This is a genomic window from Acinetobacter calcoaceticus ANC 3811, from assembly GCF_000399665.1.
GTDB lineage: Bacteria > Pseudomonadota > Gammaproteobacteria > Pseudomonadales > Moraxellaceae > Acinetobacter > Acinetobacter calcoaceticus_B.
Genome location: NZ_KB976986.1, coordinates 717,255 through 734,648, shown reverse-complemented (window position 1 = coordinate 734,648; position 17,394 = coordinate 717,255). Strand labels below are relative to the sequence as shown.

Genomic DNA, 17,394 nt, shown 5'->3' with positions numbered 1-17,394 from the left:
AGTGTTTCTCCTCAAATCACGTTGCTTTTAAGCTGCGTTATTCCATTCTCAAATAGACATTGTTCTTTTGCTTTGTGCTCTATCGAGAAACGAATCAAGCTCACAAGGCATCTAGTTGCTTGAAACCAATTTTTTTCACTCGTTGACGGCACCCAATGCACAGCAAAATCAAAAAAAGAAATAAAAAAAGCGAGCCCCCTCTTAGAGAAGGCTCGCATCGCTGGAACTGAAAATTTAAATAATTCAGATGTAACTTTTTTATGCAATAAAAATAAAGACATGACCTTCACTCCGACTGAACGTAACTTCTTTGTGTGTACGGTTGCACTCACAAACTCGATCAGAACGGACATCGTTGGCCGTCTTTAAAACTCATGGTCGTCTTCGACCTGTAATTAAGTAAGCACTTTATATGCCAATATTTAAAAAACTTGGATTAATAATATTTTTATATTTAATTTCATATAGATAGAAATTTTTAATAGGTAAATAAAGAATCAAACCTTATTTTACTTGCTCTATCACTGCACACTCATTTGGTTTAAATAAAAATAAGCTTTGCCACAAAATGAACCGTATTTTTGCACCAAGATTGATCAGTAGCGCCATTAAGCATGCTAATTTAGCGTTAAAGCTCGATTTTTTCTTTATTTTTCGATGGCACTAATCTTGCTTTAAAATTGATAACAAAAACGCGTCGAATTGGCGCATTTTCTTAGCCTGATTTTCTGAACTTATGCCAAAACTCAAAATAGCCCTTATTGATGATGATCATGCGCGAGCCGACTATATAAGAAAAAGTCTGCTTGAAAATGACTTTGAAGTGGTCGCTTGCCTTACTTTGGATCACTTGAATATCTTTCGTCTTGAAGATTTACAAGCCGATGTAATCTTGCTCGATATGGATCATCCTCACCGCGACATTATTGAAAGCTGTGTCAGTAGCTATGATCTACCGACTGTCCTGTTCACCAAAAATTCAGATAAAGACACCATCAAACAAGCCATAGATGCAGGAGTGACCGCTTATATCGTCGATGGCATAGACCCTGCCCGCTTACATACCATTTTAGAAATCTCAATTGAGCAATATAAAAAGCACAAAAAACTCGAAGGTGATTTAAAAGAAGCTCAAACCAAACTTGCCGACCGTAAGGATGTTGAAAAAGCCAAAGTTTTACTGATGCAATTGCATGGACTACCTGAAGAAACTGCATTTCAGCTTCTTAGAAAAAATGCGATGAGTCACCGGATTACAATTGGAGAAATGGCACGGCGTTTACTTGACGCTCAAAAATTACTTGGCAACGAACTAAAGGATGAATAAATGAGCAAACTAGAAAAGACTCAATTACAACTCGGCTATATTCCTTTGCTTGATTGTCTTGCATTACTTTGGGCAAAACAAAGAGGCTTCTTTGAAGAAGTCGGTTTAGACGTCACTTTAGTTAAAGAAGCCTCTTGGGCAAGTCTGCGCGACCGCCTTGCTTTTGGGTTATTAGATGCAGCGCACTGCTTATCTGCGATGTTACCTGCAGCGGCTGTAGGCACAGATCAAATTGGCACGCCACTGCAAACATCACTGGTTTTAAGTGAAAACCGTGCTTTCATTAGCTTAAGTCAAAAGCTTACTCATCAACTTGTAATTCAAGAAAATGATACAGCTCAAATAACGGCGCAAAAAGTGGTGAGCCATCTTGAACAAGGTCACTCCATTTCGTTAGCGCATGTGTTTAAGCATTCCATTCATCATTATTGTTTAAGAGAATGGTTGGCTTTAGCAAATCCAAAAATCGCGCAGTCTATTCAGCTCAAAACATTACCGCCACCTTATATGGTCGAAGCACTCGATAAACATGTGATTGATGGTTTTTGTGTGGGTGAACCTTGGAATACCCAAGGTGAGCTTCTTGGTTTAAGTAAAATGATCTGCTCAAGCCAAAACATTATTCCTCCTGTGGCTGACAAGGTTTTAGCAGTAACACAGGAATGGGCAGAGAAACATCCACAAACACTAATTGCTCTCACTGCGGCAATTATGAAAGCCCAACAAGAATTGAGTGAGTTCCAAGACTTTGCTCCAATTTTAAAGTTATTAGTTGAGTTTGAAATTGTTCGTTTTCATTGCTCAGAAGAAGTGCATGTCGACAAATATTTTAAGATTCAGGATATTGTTCGACATCTAGTAAAAGAAAGTGCGCTTCCAAAAGTAGAAGACTTTTATTGGCTGCTCGAACAAATGCAAAAGTGGGATGAACTTCAAATCGACCAAGCACAAATCACAAGCTTGGGAACTCAATGCATTAATCTTGAGGCTTATGAACAAGCCAAACAGCGATATTCTTCATAAGCTATCTAAGAGTCAAATCAGCATAAAAAAAGCTGTCTTTTATAAAAAAAGACAGCTTGAAAGACCCATAAGACAAAATGCGAAACACGCATTACTATATTTTCTGGACTCAACTGATCCATTGAAAATATAGCGCTTATGGAAATGATCATATCTATCTAAACATATCATTTTCAGACATTTTCATATCAATAACTGACACATCATCAATTTCAATTAATCATCCTTAACATTTTAAGCAAGGCTTTTAATATTGCTGTTTTTGTAGGCGGCAAATATGGTCATAAACTCTACAAAATGTAGGCTGCATAAAATAGGTTAGTCAGAACATATATTCCAATTTAGTTTTAAAGTAATTTCAGCCGCAAGTTTTGATTTGCAAAAATGTATGCTTATTAAATTATTTTTTATAGGTCAAAAGTAATTTATTGCCTATCTAGTTATATTTAAAACATTTATTAATTTATCACTCTATAAAATATAAATATTACGATTCAAATAATTACACAAAAAAATTTAGTGAAAATTCCTATAAGTCCCCCCTATTTTTCGTTACAAAGCGCAACAATCATGTCACAATTGGTAATAATAATTAAATTAATAATCATTATCATTCACGTTACATAAAAACCTGAGAAGATCTACCATGATCCATGAAAATATTCTCGAATGCATAGGTAAAACGCCACTATTACAATTATCAAGGCTGTTCACGCATCAATCGATCTCTGTGATTGCGAAAATGGAATTGTTAAACCCAGGAGGAAGTATTAAAGACCGTCCAGCATTATTCATGCTACAGGAAGGTCTAAAATCTGGAGTAATTAATAAAGATAGTCATATTGTTGAAAGTTCTTCAGGAAACTTAGCAATTGCACTTGCAATGGCATGCAAAATATATGGATTAAAATTTACTGCCGTTATTGACCCGAAAATTGCCTCAGCAAACTTACAAATGTTGAAGCTCTACAAAGCCAATATCGAAATGGTCTCTGAAAAAGACCAAAACGGCGGTTACTTAAAAACCAGAATTGATACTGTAAAACGGCTCTGCCAACAACTGCCAAATGCAGTCTGGATTAACCAGTATGCAAATCCAAACAACTGGAAAAGCCACTATTTTGGTGAAGCAGAAGAAATCCTAAATCAAATTGATCGCAAGATTGATTACCTCGTGATTGGAGCAAGTACCTCCGGCACGATTATGGGCGTGTCTCGTCGCCTTAAAGAAAAGTTCCCCGAATTAAAAGTGATTGCAGTTGATATTGTCGGCTCTGTGCTGTTCGGTGGTACATCTGGTCCACGTGAAATTCCCGGTATTGGGGCAAGTACCGTTCCAGCTCTACTCTCCCCCGATGAAATTGATGATGTCATTTATGTAGATGACTATGAATCGGCACTTGGTTGCAGAGAACTTCTTGAACATGAAGGAATCTTTGCTGGCGGTTCGAGCGGCTCATCTATTTCAGCCATCAAAAAACTGATTCCAACCATTCCTGATGGATCGTGTGTCTTAACACTATTACCCGATCGCGGTGACCGTTATCTCGATCTGGTTTATGAAGATGAATGGTTCGAAATGATCAAGAAGCGTCACTTCAATCGAAACGTACGACGCCAAGAAAACCTTACTTTACAAAATGTTGTTTAACTTTCTCCTTAGGACATATTCATGAGCAATTTGGCTACCCTTCGCTATTTAAGTCAATCAGATTTATTAAATCTTGGCGCAAATCATAGTAATTCATTTATTGAAGCGATTACTGAAGGTTTAACCCTGCATGCAAATAAACAGTTTGTACAACCCTTAAAACCTTATCTCCGCTGGCAAGGTGCAGACCATATTGCTGACCGTATTATTGCTATGCCTTGTTATTTAGGCGGCAATGATCCTATTGCTGGAATCAAATGGATTGGTTCAAGACAACATAACCCTAAAAAATTCAATATTCCGCGTGCTAGCGCACTGATTGTTTTAAATGATTCTGAAACAAATTATCCAGTCGCAGTAATGGAAGGTAGCTTAATCAGTGCAATGCGAACTGCTGCAATTACGGGTGTTTCGATTAAATATTTAGCGAAAAAAGACTTTTCAGATATTACTGTGATTGGCTGCGGACCAATTGCTCAAATGCAGATTAAGACTGTACTTGAACAATATGCTCAAGTGAAAAAAATACATTTATTTGATGTAAACCCTGAAGCGGCTGAAAAACTCAAAGCATTGTTCTTATCGGAATATCCACATCTAGAAATTGAAATTCATGACAGCGCTAAGTCTGCAATTCAACAAGCTGATGTCCTCATTACCTGCACAGTTTCTGATAAGCCTTACATTCCGTTTGAGTGGCTTAAAAAAGGCTGCTTTGTTTCAAACATTTCAATTATGGATATTGAGCCTGAAGTCTTCTTAAAAGTGGACAAAGTCATTGTGGATGACTGGGACCAATCAAACCGAGAAAAGAAAGTCATCAACGTGCTGGTTGAAGATGGTCTATTCAGCCGTGAAAAACTACATGCTGAACTTGGCGACATCATTATTGGCCATAAAAATGGTCGCGAACACGAAGATGAAATCATTTTGCTCAACCCAATGGGCATGGCGATTGATGACATTGTCTGCGCTAAATGGTTCTTCAATGCCGCACAAGAACAAAACGTTGGCACGGTTCTACCGCTTTTATAAGAATAGGAATAACTAAAATGTTAGATCGGATTTACACAGCACAACTACAAAAAACGATAGATGCTCTCTACATGGAGAATTATGGAGATTTTAAAGATCATATTTCCTATAAAAAGCCTTATCTGGCAATTACTCTCAATGATGAGTTAGAGCTCTATTTCAACTGTTTAAAAGTAGATGGTGTAAATCCTTTCTATATTACTCAACCCGAAGTTTTGCTTCATAACGTCTTAAACAATACGACGTCTAAAATTTCTATTTCTGAAGTTTTTAACTATTTAACCCAAGCAACTTGGTGGCCTTCACCACACCATCAAAAAGCGATTGATTATTGGCTAGATAACTTAGTAACGGCTGAAAAAATTCCTCAAATTTTACAGTCAGCCCTTTCATTTTCTTCGCCTTTGATTACTAGTGAATTGCTATCACTGGTAGCTGATCGTCCATTTCATCCATTCGCGCACTCAAAAGGTGAACTTACACCACTCACAACTCAAAAAGAAATTGAGGTGTATTGGTGGGCTTTTAAAAAAGATGACGTAATCAACAATATGGAATCGATTCCTCATAAAGAGCTTCTGTTATCAGAAGTTGAGGACAGTCTTATTGTTGAAAAAATCGCTGAGCTTTCAGATGACTACTTAGCCCTGCCTTTGCTAGAGACTCAACATCGCTATTTAAAGCTTGAAGAAAATAAGTACGGCGGTATTGACCTAAACCATGTCACCACAATTGGTTTACCGACTTCTTCTTTAAGAACCCTTATTCACAACACAAACCCTACTCTGCATTTAAAACTCTCGACCAATGCCAAAACATTAGGTGCAATCCGCTCTATGCCTGGTCGTTATTTAATGAATGGGCATACGGCTTATGATTTTTTAAATGAAGTCATTAATGAAACTGCTTTATTAAAAAATCGCCTCTTTTTGAGTAATGAAACGCACTGGTGGGTGCTGGGTAAGCAAGAGCCGATTGTAAAAAATTTAGGGGTAATTGGTTGCCAAGTCAGACATTTACCTGTTTTCTGCCAAGATAAAAACGTCACGCCAATCACCATGTCAGCTTTAAGCTGTACGTATGTTGACCCTTGGGAAACGTTAAGCGTTGAAGGTGACAAATGGACATTATTAAAAGACTTAAGTGTTCATTTTATTCAAACATTCTTAACACTTTGGGCAAAAGGAATCATGCCTGAATGCCACGGGCAAAACACCATGGTGTGTTATGAAAATAATAAGTTTAAATGCTTTATTTTGCGTGACCACGATACCTTAAGAATATGCACCACAGCCATTGAAGAAAATGGTTTTATACCTCCGGTTTATACCATTGATACCAGCACGCCAAACAATCTTATCTTTACTAAAAACGAAGACTTATTTAATTACTTCATTACCTTAGGGATTCAAATTAACCTCTACCCAATTGCTCTAGCTACTCTGAAATATACGGATCGTACAGAAAGCGATTTTTGGGAAATGGTTCAAGACATTATTCAAGATTTTGTAGAAACCCAACCTATTTCAGAACAAACAAAATCGCAAATTCAAACCTATCTTTTTGACAATAAGACTTGGCCATTCAAACAGCTACTTACGCCTTTACTTGCGCAAGAAAGCGACTCAACAGGCATGCCAAGTAAAATCGGAACCACGCAAAACCCTTATCACAGCTTATCTGTTTCTAGCTATGAGACCATGGATATCTAAATCATGCGCTCATCTCGCCTAGATCATTTCATTATTTTGCTCTGTCAGTTTTTTTCCACTTTCGGGCTCATGGTGCTTATTCCAATCATGCCGCTTTATATGGAAAAACTGACGGCGCATATGAGTGCTCCTACTATCTGGGCAGGTTTGGCACTCGCAGCTCCCGCCATTGGCAGTTTATTTACTGCACCAATTGTGGGTCATCTATCCGACACATTCGGCCATAAAAAAGCCTTGTTACTTTCACTGGCTGGGTTCTGTATTTCAATACTGCTTATGGCCAGTGCCCAGCATTTATACCTATTTATTTTTGCGCGAATTTTACTCGGTTTTTGCGGTCTTTCAGTCATTTTAAATGCTTATGTTTCATATCTTTCCAATGAGCAACAACGAGGCGCCGCTTTTGGGCAACTGCAAAGTAGCGTTGCCTTAGCTTGCCTATGTGGTCCCGTGCTCGGCGGGATATTTATGGATCAATGGCGGGTTGAAGTATTACTCAACGCAACAGCATTTGTTGTGATGACACTCATTGTGATTGCGTCATTTGTATTAACCAATCCCGTTAAAACCGAAACCACAAACACCAAAGAGAAATCCAAGCTTCCAACTTTCTTTGATAGAACGATTTTTTCATGGTTAAGCGCTGGCATTTTGGTTCAAGCCGGCGGCTTTGGTTTAGTGTCTTGTTTCGTTTTATACATTAGTGAAATAAGCCAAAGCATTCACTCATCATTATCTACTGCAAGCTTAACAGGAACCATTCATGCACTTTCATGGGGAGCCGCTTTTATTGCTGCAACCTATTGGGGAAAAAGAAATGATGATAAAGGAGATTCTTTTAATAACTTCATTTACGCATCTTTAATTTGCGGCATCACGATTTTCGCATTGATCTGGGTGTCTAATCTCTGGCTGATTCTTGTATTACGACTCATACAAGGCTTTTGTTTTGCAGCCCTTATTCCTTCGATCTTACACACAATTTCTCTAAAAGCTGGCACTCAAAGCCAAGGAAAAGTGATTGGCATTTCTAACAGTGCCTTTGTCTTAGGACAACTTATTGGCCCAATCACCATCACGCTCACCTACTCATTTTTCAATATTACCGCTGCATTAATCTGCACCTCACTATTTTTTATCGGTGCGGGATTAGTGGTGATTTTGAACAGATTCTTAATGGATACAATTTTAGAAGAGGCACAAGAATGAACTCAATTATTACAACAGATGTATGGTCTTATAAACTTTTCGAACAGTACCTGAATACTTTCTTTCGTGAACTTAAAGTGAATCTTGAAGAACGCATTATCCCAGCTCAAGACTCTCCTTTATTCACCCTATATGCAGAGCAACCAGATACCCTCTATTTTGCTTATAAGTTTAATGCATCTAACACAACTGTTTATGGCGCAGTTCAGCATCTTTCAACTACGGGTTATCACAGATATCAACGTGGTTTTGTTCTGCAAAACTTAAGCGACCATACATTTGACTCGCTCACCGACCCTAAACAGTTAGTGAAGCTCATTACAGATGAGTTGAATAGTCTATTTAAAGATAAAAACCAAAATAAGAACCTGTACTCAGATATTGCCAATAGTATCGAGAACACAAAATTCTTTTTAGAAAATAAGCCTTCCCAAACAGCAACTAAAGCATTAAGCGGTTTTCAGGCTACCGAACAAGGGATGTTATATGGGCATCCTTTTCATGTAACCTCTAAAGCCAACTTAGGTTTTTCTAAAGAAGACATGAAAAAATATAGTCCTGAGTTAGGCGCTAGTTTCCAACTTCACTACTTCGCGGTTCATTCGTCTTTAATCCAAAAGCTAGTAAGTGAAGATCAACCATCTCACCATATTGAAAATGAAGTTTTAGAAGCTGCAAAAGAACATTTGCAAGAAAACTTCACAAACTATGAGCTCATGCCAACCCACCCTTGGCAAGCTAATTTCTTACTTCAACATCCATCGTTAAAGAAACATTTAGACAGCCAAGATGTGATCTATCTGGGAGCTTTAGGTCAAACAGTATGGCCAACCTCATCCGTTCGCACGGTATGGTTACCTCAATCGAACCTTTTCTTAAAGCTTTCTATTGATGTGCGAATTACCAGTTTCATTCGTAATAACCCAATGGATGAAATGGAGCGTGCTATTGATGCGAGCAAAATCATTATCAATCACAAGATTAATGAACAATATCCTGACCTTGTGATTCTGCCAGAGTTAGAGGCAAAAACAGTCAAAATTCCAGAGTTAGAAAGTTCATTTGGCATTATTTATAGAGCTGGGCTAACTCCTGATGTATTAGAAAATACCCGAATGCTCGGTGGCTTGGTTGAAGAAAACGAAAACTATGAAATCCCACTTTTAAGCTTTATTCAGCAAGCAGCACCCAACCAAAACTTACAATCGAACGATGCTAAACACTTCATTACTTTTTGGTGGAAACAGTACGTTAAAGTTTCACTCATTCCATTAATTGAATTGTTTGCAAACAAAGGCATTAGCGTAGAAGCACACATGCAAAACAGTTTAATGGAGTTCAAAAACGGCTATCCACATCGTCTTATTCTTCGAGATATGGAAGGCATTAGCATTGTTCCAGAAATGATAGAAGACGACTCATCTATTTCTGAAGATAGTACTGTTTGGTTCTCTCAAAAAGATGCATGGACCTTTTTAAAATATTACCTCGTGATCAATCACATTTCTCACCTCATTAGTGCAATTGCACGAGTTACGGCCATTGAAGAATCTGAACTTTGGCAAGCCACCCGTCTTACGCTCACACAAGAAAACTTTAGCGCCAAAGGTCAGCAGTACCGTGACTTATTAATTAATTCACTCACATTACCAATCAAGGCAAATATGTTAAATACGCTCTACCACAGTGGTGGCAATCCAATCTGGATTGAAGTTGAAAACCCTATTTATAAATATCGCGGCGCAGAGGTGCTTTGCCCTCTTCAACCAACCCAACAAACCAATTATAAAACCCACGCGGAAAATCGCGTGATGGGCCAATTATTAGAAGCGCTCATTTTTGAAAATACTTTTAAATACGAGTTTTCTAAAGGTCAAATCAAGTTCTATATTTCCGATACCATTTTTTATACCTGCACGGCCAAGCGACATTTTAGTTTTAAACGAATTAAGTTAGATCCTTCAAGCTTAGTTCGTTCTGATATTACTTTAGAAACTGAAACTCGCCCTAACTTAAAAACGCTACTTGCCGATTTAAAAAATATTATTGAAGCTGACCCTGTTAAATGGCAAAACTTTAATGATGAACTCAATTTAACTTACGTTAAACATGCGCAAACTTTAAGCCAAGAGCCTGCTCAACCTTTAAGAACTTTGCCTTACCTAGAACAAGAAGCACGAATTACCAATGCGCATTTATATCACCCAAGTTTTAAGTCTCGTATCGGCTTCGATTTAAAAGAAAACCGGAAATATGCACCTGAGCTTTCGGAAGGATTTACGGTTCAATGGGTCGCGACTCATAACAGTTTATGTAAACTGGTTTTAAGTGAAACCATTAACTTAGAACAGCTTTATAAACAGCATTTTTCAGAGAAAGATCTACAAGCCATTAATGATCAATTGAAAGAGCAAAATATAGATTTTAAAGATTATATCCTTACCCCAATTCACCCGTGGCAGTGGGATAAAATTATTGAATTATATTATCAAGATGCGATTAGTAACCAACTGATCATTCCGTTAGATATTGAAGGTCCGACTTATTTACCACAGCAGTCGATTCGAACCTTATCGAATATCAGTGATATCTCTGCACTTTCTCTCAAATTGGCTATGAACTTGGTCAATACCTCTACATCTCGTGTATTGGCACCACATACTGTTCAAAATGCGGCGAAAATGAGTGACTGGCTTTATAACATTGTTGAGCAAGATCATATTTTAGAAAAACAGCGCAAGCCTGTTATTTTAAGAGAGATTGGCGGCCTTTCAGTGAACCAGCCGATTGCTTTACCTGTTCAATACGGCGCACTTGCCTGCATTTGGCGCGAAAGTATTTACAGTTACTTAAAAGAAGGCGAATCAGCAACTCCTGTAACGGGTCTAATGCAAGTTGATACGGATCAAAAACCGCTAATCGATGAGTGGATTCAAGAGTACGGTATCGAGTTCTGGTTAGAAAAATTACTCAGCAATGCTTATCTACCAATCATGCATATTTTGTGGTGCCACGGCCTCGCTTTAGAGTCACATGCACAAAACATGGTACTGATTCATAAAAATGGTTTACCCGTTAAAGCGGCCTTGAAAGATTTCCATGATGGAATTCGTTTTAGCCGTCATCTTTTACGTGAGCCGGAGCTTTTACCTAACTTGCAAGATGCACCAAAGGAACATGCCAAAATTAACCCGAACTCGTTCTTGGAAACCCACTCTCCAAATGAGTTAAGAGACTTTACTCAAGATGCACTTTGGTTTGTAAATTTGGCCGAGTTAGCAATTTTCTTAAATGAACATTATGACTTCGATGAAATCAAATTCTGGACCATGTTAAGAACCATCATTAATCAGCATAAAGAAGCTCACCCAGAGTTTGCCGAACGATATGAACTGTTTAACTTTACAGATGACACCATCGACATTGAACAGCTCGCAAGCCGCCGTTTTCTTCCGGAAATTCGCTTAAGAGTACAAACCACACCGAACCCGCTCAGCCTTATTAAGGAAATTGAATATGAATAAGCATTCGATTTCTTTTAAGAAACGAATAGCAAATGGCGAGACGCTCTACGGAATATTTTGTTCCGTAGCTTCTCCCATTAATGTTGAGCAAATGGCACTTGCGGGCTACGACTTTATTATTATCGACTTGGAGCATACTTTATTTAGTACGTCTCAAGTCGAGACCATGATTTTAGCCGCTAGAGCTATGAGCCTTGATGTGTTTGTAAGAGTACCTTTAAACGCTAACCATTTAGTTCTACCTCTGCTCGATGCAGGGGTAACGGGTATTGTTTTTCCGCGTATTGAAAATGCTAAGCAGGCACAAGAGGCCGTGAACTATTGTCACTATATGCCACTTGGGCAAAGAGGATTGAATTCAACAAGGTTAAATCGATACGGCATAGATAATTTAGCAAGTTTTGTTCAACAGGCTGCAAACGAGACAGTTGTCATTGCTATGATCGAAAGCTTAGAAGGATTAGAACAACTTGATGAAATATTAAAAGTCGAAGGCATCGATATTATTCTTGAAGGTGCTGCCGACCTTTCTCAATCGATGGGAATGTCGTGGCAATCTAGTCATCCGCTGGTCAAAGAAAAAGTTCAAGAGATGTATACAAAGACTAAAAATAGTCAAAAGCATTTCTGTGCTATTCCCCGACAACCTGAAGATATCGTGACTTGGAAACAACAATCTGTTCAGCTTTTTGTGCTCGGTGATGACCGAAGCATTATTCGCCGTGCCCATCAAAATCACCTAAATGCTTTTAAAGAAATCTGAATACTGTTCAATTTTTAGGGGGAATAGACACCTACTCCCCTAATTCATTGAATAAATTTCAAATATATTATTTTTAAGCAATTAATAATATTGTTAATTACAATGATTCTCATTTATAATTCGCTCAATTTAAAATCACTCTCAGGGCGAGATAATGGGAAATAAGATAAAAAGTAATAAACTTTTTAAAAGAAAGTCTGAAGTTAAAAATATCATTCCACTTCTTTCACTTGGTGGAGCCATTTTCCTTTCAAACTCAGCATTTGCAGCTTCACCTGCTGAAACCACAGAAACAGAAAAGAAACCTGAAGCACTCCCTACAATTACAATCACTGCTTCACGTGCAGATGAACTCTCAACCTCTGCCAAACAAGTCACCAAGTTAGATGAAAAACAAATTGAACTTTTAAGGAATGGTTCATCTGGAAGTATTGCAACTGTTTTAGCAAAAGCCGTACCGGGCCTTTCGGACTCAAGCAGAACCATTACCGATTATGGTCAAACCTTACGTGGTCGTAATGCCCTCATCTTGGTGGATGGCGTGCCGATGAACCTCACACGTGACACATCTCGAGGACTTTCAGCAATTGACCCTGAAAGCATTGCGAACATTGAAGTTATTCGCGGCAGTAATGCTATTTATGGCGGTGGTGCTGCGGGTGGTATTATTTCAATTACCACGAAAGCTGCGGGTGGTGAACCTACCGCAAAAACCGTCATTGGGCTACAAACACCTTTAACGAATTTCCGTTCTGATGCTTTGGGCGGAGATATTCACCAATATTTCACAGGCAGCTTTAACGCCTTTGATTATGCATTCGACTTTGGTTATCAACGTATTGGTAGTCCGTACGATGCAAGTGGTGATCGTGTTGCGCCTGAACCTAGTCAGGGCGACCTTTATGATTCCGATGGCTACAGCGTAGGCGGTAAGCTGGGTTACCATATTGATGACAATCAATATCTACAATTTGCTGCAAACTACTATAATGCCGAGCAAGACTCAGATTATGCATCTGACCCAAGTGTTAAAAAAGCTCCAGCTGGTACAGTGCCAGCCAAAGCAATTAAAGGCTTAAAGCTTAAAGACCAAAATAAAAATGAAAACCAGATCTACAATTTAACCTATACCAATAAAGACTTATTAGGTAATAAGGTTGATGCTCAAATTTATTACCGCGACTTCTTTACCCGTTTTTCACCGTTTGATGCACGAAAAAATCCGAATCGGGGTGGAAACGTAGACCAGATCTATCAAGAAAATAACGTACTCGGTAGCCGCTTAACTGTGACCACACCACTTGAGTTTTTAGGTGACACCTCACTGGTTTGGGGTGGTGATTTTAGCCGTGAAAAAAGCAAAATGCCTTTAGATACTTTCGATCCTGATATTTATGACCAATCTGGTGGCCTAGAGTTTGTAAAAACTGGCAAGCTCATTTATTTACCTGAACTTACCACGCAAAGTGTTGGTGGTTTTATACAGTTAAAACACCGCTTTAATGACCAATGGTCAGCAGAAGCTGGTACGCGTTACGAAGACAGCTATGCACAAATTGATAGCTTTGTTCCATTATCACAATTTGATCCTAAAACACAATCATATAAGCCTAACCCTTATGTATATCAAGGTGGAAAAGTAAAAGCTGATGCATGGTTGTACAATGCTAATGTGACTTTCTCACCAAATGACCAACACTCAATCTATGCATCATTTAACCAAGGTTTTCAATTACCTGATGTTGGTGTAATTATTCGTAATGCAAATAACACAGATAAGGAAAAAAATTATGAATTATCATCTTCATTTTTAGAACCTGTAAAAGTTGATAACTATGAGTTGGGTTGGAAAGGGAACTTCAATAACTTTTCATCAAGCTTAGCAGTCTTCCACTCTACTTCTGATCTAGGCGCTGTGCAGTCTTTCAGCAATGGTCTGGCACTTACTAGAACCAAAGAAAAAGTTACTGGTGTTGAAGCAACGCTTGATTATCTTGATGATGCAAATGTTTGGGGAACTGGTGGTAGCGTTACGTGGATGAAAGGTCGTGAAAAACCTCAAAATGGTTCTGAACAAGACATGACAGGCTTCCGTATACCGCCTTTAAAACTCACAGCTTACGTTTCTTATAGCCCAACTGAAACCTGGACAAACCGCTTACAAGCGACTTACTTCGGTTCAGAAGATTACCGCTTGAATGGCGTAAATAGTTTTGGCCGTTACGATGTAAAATCATATACAACAGCAGATTTAATCAGTAGTTTTGCACTTAACAAAAAAGACACTGTGACGATTGGTTTAGAGAACATGTTTAACCGCAAGTACTATCCTCTTTACAGCCAATTATTAAGAACAAGTGATAACACTAGCCATTTAGTGGCAAATGGTGCAACGCTTAAAGTGACTTATAGTCATAAGTGGTAATCAAAACTGACATAGAATGATTCACAAAAAAGGAGATCAACGCGATCTCCTTTTTTATTAAAAAATATTAAAGCTTTATCTTCTTTTTCTTTATCTACTCAAAAGCAGGCTGTCGGAACTCCCCTAGCTTTTCTTTAAAAATTTTGTTAACTTGATTTTGTTACATATTCAAAATGCAACTTTTCAGCGAACACATCACCTCACTGTGTTTATGAAAACCCATACAAATATGTAGTTTTACCAATATTTTTAATGGGGCAAATCATAATGGAAATCTCACACCGCGAAATTTACGCGCTTGTAGACATTAATAACTGTTATGTCAGTTGTGAGCGACTATTTAACCCCAAACTTATTGGCGTGCCAGTTGTCGTACTTTCTAACAACGATGGATGTGTTGTATCACGCAGTGAAGAAGCAAAAAACATGGGTATAAAGATGGCAATCCCATGGTATCAAATTGAAGAAAAAGCCCTACAAGCTGGCGTACACGTCTATTCAAGTAATTACACTTTATATGCCGAAATGTCTCGTCGATTTTTTTCAGTTTTAGGTGAATTTTTCTCACCCGATGATTTAGAGGCTTATTCTATTGATGAATGCTTCATTCGTCTGACCCCTTACCTTCAATCTTTAGATATCCATTCGTATTGCGCCCAAGTGGTAAAAACTATAGAAAAATGGTTAAGCTTACCTTGCTGTATTGGCATCGGATATTCAAAAACTCAGGCCAAGTTAGCCAACCACTATGCTAAAAAAATTAAAAGCTTTAATGGAATTTGTAATTTCACCACTTTAGATCCCCTACTACTTGAAGACCTCATGCAACAAACTTCCGTCAAAGAAGTATGGGGAATTGGCTACCAATTGGTCAAACAATTACGAAGCTATGAAATTTATTCATGCCTAGACTTAACTTTTGCCAATGAACATCATCTCGCAAAAGCTTTCTCTGTGGTTATGGCACGCACTGTTCGTGAGCTAAAAGGCCAATCCTGTATCCAACTTGATGATCCTGCCATCTTAACAAAACGAATTTTAGCCTCACGAAGTTTCGCTCAAGCTTTATCCAGCATTGAGATTATTAAACAAGCGCTTATTTTTCATCTTAATCGTGCTCATCGGCGTTTAATGAAACAAGAACAGCTGTGTGCCTGTATTCAAGTCATGCTTTATGAAAAAACAGATAAACCACCTTATAAAAAAGCGTCATCTCAAGCAATTGGCTTAACATACGCAACAGATGATCTATGCATAATAACCAAAGCAGCAATGCAACAAATTGATGTTTTATATAAAGAAAATAAAAGATACATTAAGATTGGAGTTTTATTTTGTGGTTTGCACGCCCGTCAACATCACATTGATGATTTATGGCAACCTCTTGAGTTGATTCAGCAAAGACAACAACTCATGAAAACACTAAGTACAGTTCGTAATCGATTCGGTAGTCACTATTTACAAGTGGGCTATCATTCGAGTAGCTCGTCTTGGCATATGAAGCAATGTCATCGTTCAAAAAACTATCTAACCAGATGGAATGAGCTACTTGTAATTGGAGAGAATTCTATAGCCGTTACACAAAATACATGAACTATTTTTGTCAATTCAGTTTAAAATAAGCTTCATTAAATTACTTGAAATTTTGTCATTTTTTAACATTGCTAAATCATCGCAAAATTCACAATATATAAGCCGAATTTGGCGTACCATTTCTGCGACAATTAAAACAAATTATAAAAAAATTGTAGAAACATATGCCATAATAAGCAAACTTTGCAGACATCTTGCAAAGAGTATTTGCAACTTTAGAGCTGGAGCAATCTGAATGAGTTCGACCATTTTGGTGATTCATGGACCGAATTTGAATTTGCTGGGAAAACGCGAACCAGAAGTATATGGTCATCTTACCTTAGGTGATATTAACCAACAACTCGTTATCCAAGCTCAAAACGCATCAATTACATTAGATACTTTTCAAAGCAATTGGGAAGGTGCCATTGTTGACCGTATTCATCAGGCACAAACCGAAGGTGTAAAACTTATTATTATTAATCCTGCGGCCCTCACCCATACTTCCGTTGCTCTACGCGATGCCCTACTTGGCGTTGCCATTCCATTTATTGAAGTACATTTGTCGAATGTCCATGCAAGAGAGGCATTCAGACATCACTCATATTTATCCGATAAAGCAATTGGCGTGATTTGTGGTCTCGGTGCAAAAGGCTATAGCTTTGCACTCGATTACGCTATTGAAAAAATTCAACCATCTAACCCAAACTAGTTTAGGAATAGTCGCCCATGGATATCCGCAAAATTAAGAAACTCATCGATTTAATGATTGAGTCTGACTTGCAAGCGATTGAAGTTAAAGAAGGTGATCAATCAATCGCTTTAACTCGCCGTAGTCCAGTCGTTGCTGCGGCTGGTGTAGCACTTCCGGCAGCTCCTGTTGCAGCACCAGTAGCAAAAACACCACGTGGAGCAGTTGAAACTTCTCCAATGGTTGGTGTGTTCTACGCTGCTCCAAGCCCAGGCGAAGCACCATTTGTTAAAGTAGGTCAAACTGTATCTGCTGGTGAAACTTTGGGTATTATTGAAGCAATGAAAATCATGAACCCAATTGAGGCAACTCAAAGCGGCGTGGTTGAAGAAATTTTAGTGAAAAATGGTGATGTTATCCAATTCGGTCAACCTTTATTCCGTTATCGCGCGTAATTACCTC

Annotated in this window: 14 protein-coding genes; 12 read left to right on the top strand and 2 right to left on the bottom strand. The window is 38.3% G+C overall.

Features of this window, described 5'->3' with window-relative positions; all coding sequences use genetic code 11:
• Positions 1-11 precede the first annotated feature (11 nt).
• Positions 12-353, bottom strand: a complete 342-nt coding sequence (locus F935_RS04705; protein WP_035366055.1) for a hypothetical protein — start codon at positions 351-353, stop codon at positions 12-14.
• A gap of 383 nt (positions 354-736) precedes the next feature.
• Between F935_RS04705 and F935_RS04700 the strand changes: the two genes are divergently transcribed.
• Together F935_RS04700 and F935_RS04695 are read left to right on the top strand one after the other, a co-directional pair.
• Positions 737-1,327, top strand: a complete 591-nt coding sequence (locus F935_RS04700) for an ANTAR domain-containing response regulator (RefSeq protein WP_016137853.1) — start codon at positions 737-739, stop codon at positions 1,325-1,327.
• Complete coding sequence (locus F935_RS04695) at positions 1,328-2,350, top strand: ABC transporter substrate-binding protein (RefSeq protein ID WP_016137852.1); 1,023 nt, start codon at positions 1,328-1,330, stop codon at positions 2,348-2,350.
• A gap of 17 nt (positions 2,351-2,367) precedes the next feature.
• Here F935_RS04695 and F935_RS18980 read toward each other — a convergent pair whose 3' ends face one another.
• Positions 2,368-2,472, bottom strand: a complete 105-nt coding sequence (locus F935_RS18980) for a hypothetical protein (protein WP_080645532.1) — start codon at positions 2,470-2,472, stop codon at positions 2,368-2,370.
• Between the two features lie 524 nt (positions 2,473-2,996).
• Here F935_RS18980 and sbnA point away from each other — a divergent pair.
• The 10 genes from sbnA (at position 2,997) to F935_RS04645 (ending at position 17,387) form a co-directional block, all read left to right on the top strand.
• Positions 2,997-4,001 (top strand): 2,3-diaminopropionate biosynthesis protein SbnA, encoded by a 1,005-nt coding sequence (sbnA, locus tag F935_RS04690; RefSeq protein WP_016137851.1) that lies wholly within the window; start codon positions 2,997-2,999, stop codon positions 3,999-4,001.
• Between the two features lie 21 nt (positions 4,002-4,022).
• Complete coding sequence (gene sbnB / locus F935_RS04685; protein WP_003652251.1) at positions 4,023-5,036, top strand: 2,3-diaminopropionate biosynthesis protein SbnB; 1,014 nt, start codon at positions 4,023-4,025, stop codon at positions 5,034-5,036.
• A 71-nt stretch (positions 5,037-5,107) separates the two neighbouring features.
• Positions 5,108-6,748 (top strand): IucA/IucC family protein, encoded by a 1,641-nt coding sequence (locus F935_RS04680; protein ID WP_080645689.1) that lies wholly within the window; start codon positions 5,108-5,110, stop codon positions 6,746-6,748.
• Between the two features lie 3 nt (positions 6,749-6,751).
• Entirely contained in the window at positions 6,752-7,957 is a 1,206-nt protein-coding gene (locus F935_RS04675) for an MFS transporter (protein ID WP_016137849.1), read from the top strand.
• Complete coding sequence (locus tag F935_RS04670) at positions 7,954-11,481, top strand: IucA/IucC family protein (protein ID WP_016137848.1); 3,528 nt, start codon at positions 7,954-7,956, stop codon at positions 11,479-11,481. Before F935_RS04675 ends, F935_RS04670 begins: the two co-directional genes overlap by 4 nt.
• A complete protein-coding gene (locus tag F935_RS04665; protein ID WP_016137847.1) occupies positions 11,474-12,244 on the top strand; it encodes an HpcH/HpaI aldolase family protein in 771 nt (256 codons plus the stop codon). The genes F935_RS04670 and F935_RS04665 overlap by 8 nt, the downstream gene beginning before the upstream one ends.
• A 154-nt stretch (positions 12,245-12,398) precedes the next feature.
• Entirely contained in the window at positions 12,399-14,669 is a 2,271-nt protein-coding gene (locus F935_RS04660; protein WP_016137846.1) for a TonB-dependent receptor, read from the top strand.
• A gap of 267 nt (positions 14,670-14,936) precedes the next feature.
• Complete coding sequence (locus F935_RS04655) at positions 14,937-16,262, top strand: Y-family DNA polymerase (protein WP_016137845.1); 1,326 nt, start codon at positions 14,937-14,939, stop codon at positions 16,260-16,262.
• Between the two features lie 235 nt (positions 16,263-16,497).
• Entirely contained in the window at positions 16,498-16,953 is a 456-nt protein-coding gene (gene aroQ / locus F935_RS04650; RefSeq protein WP_004791768.1) for a type II 3-dehydroquinate dehydratase, read from the top strand.
• A gap of 17 nt (positions 16,954-16,970) precedes the next feature.
• Positions 16,971-17,387: an acetyl-CoA carboxylase biotin carboxyl carrier protein gene (locus F935_RS04645; RefSeq protein ID WP_016137844.1), complete on the top strand. Its 417-nt coding sequence runs from the start codon at positions 16,971-16,973 to the stop codon at positions 17,385-17,387.
• Positions 17,388-17,394 lie beyond the last annotated feature (7 nt).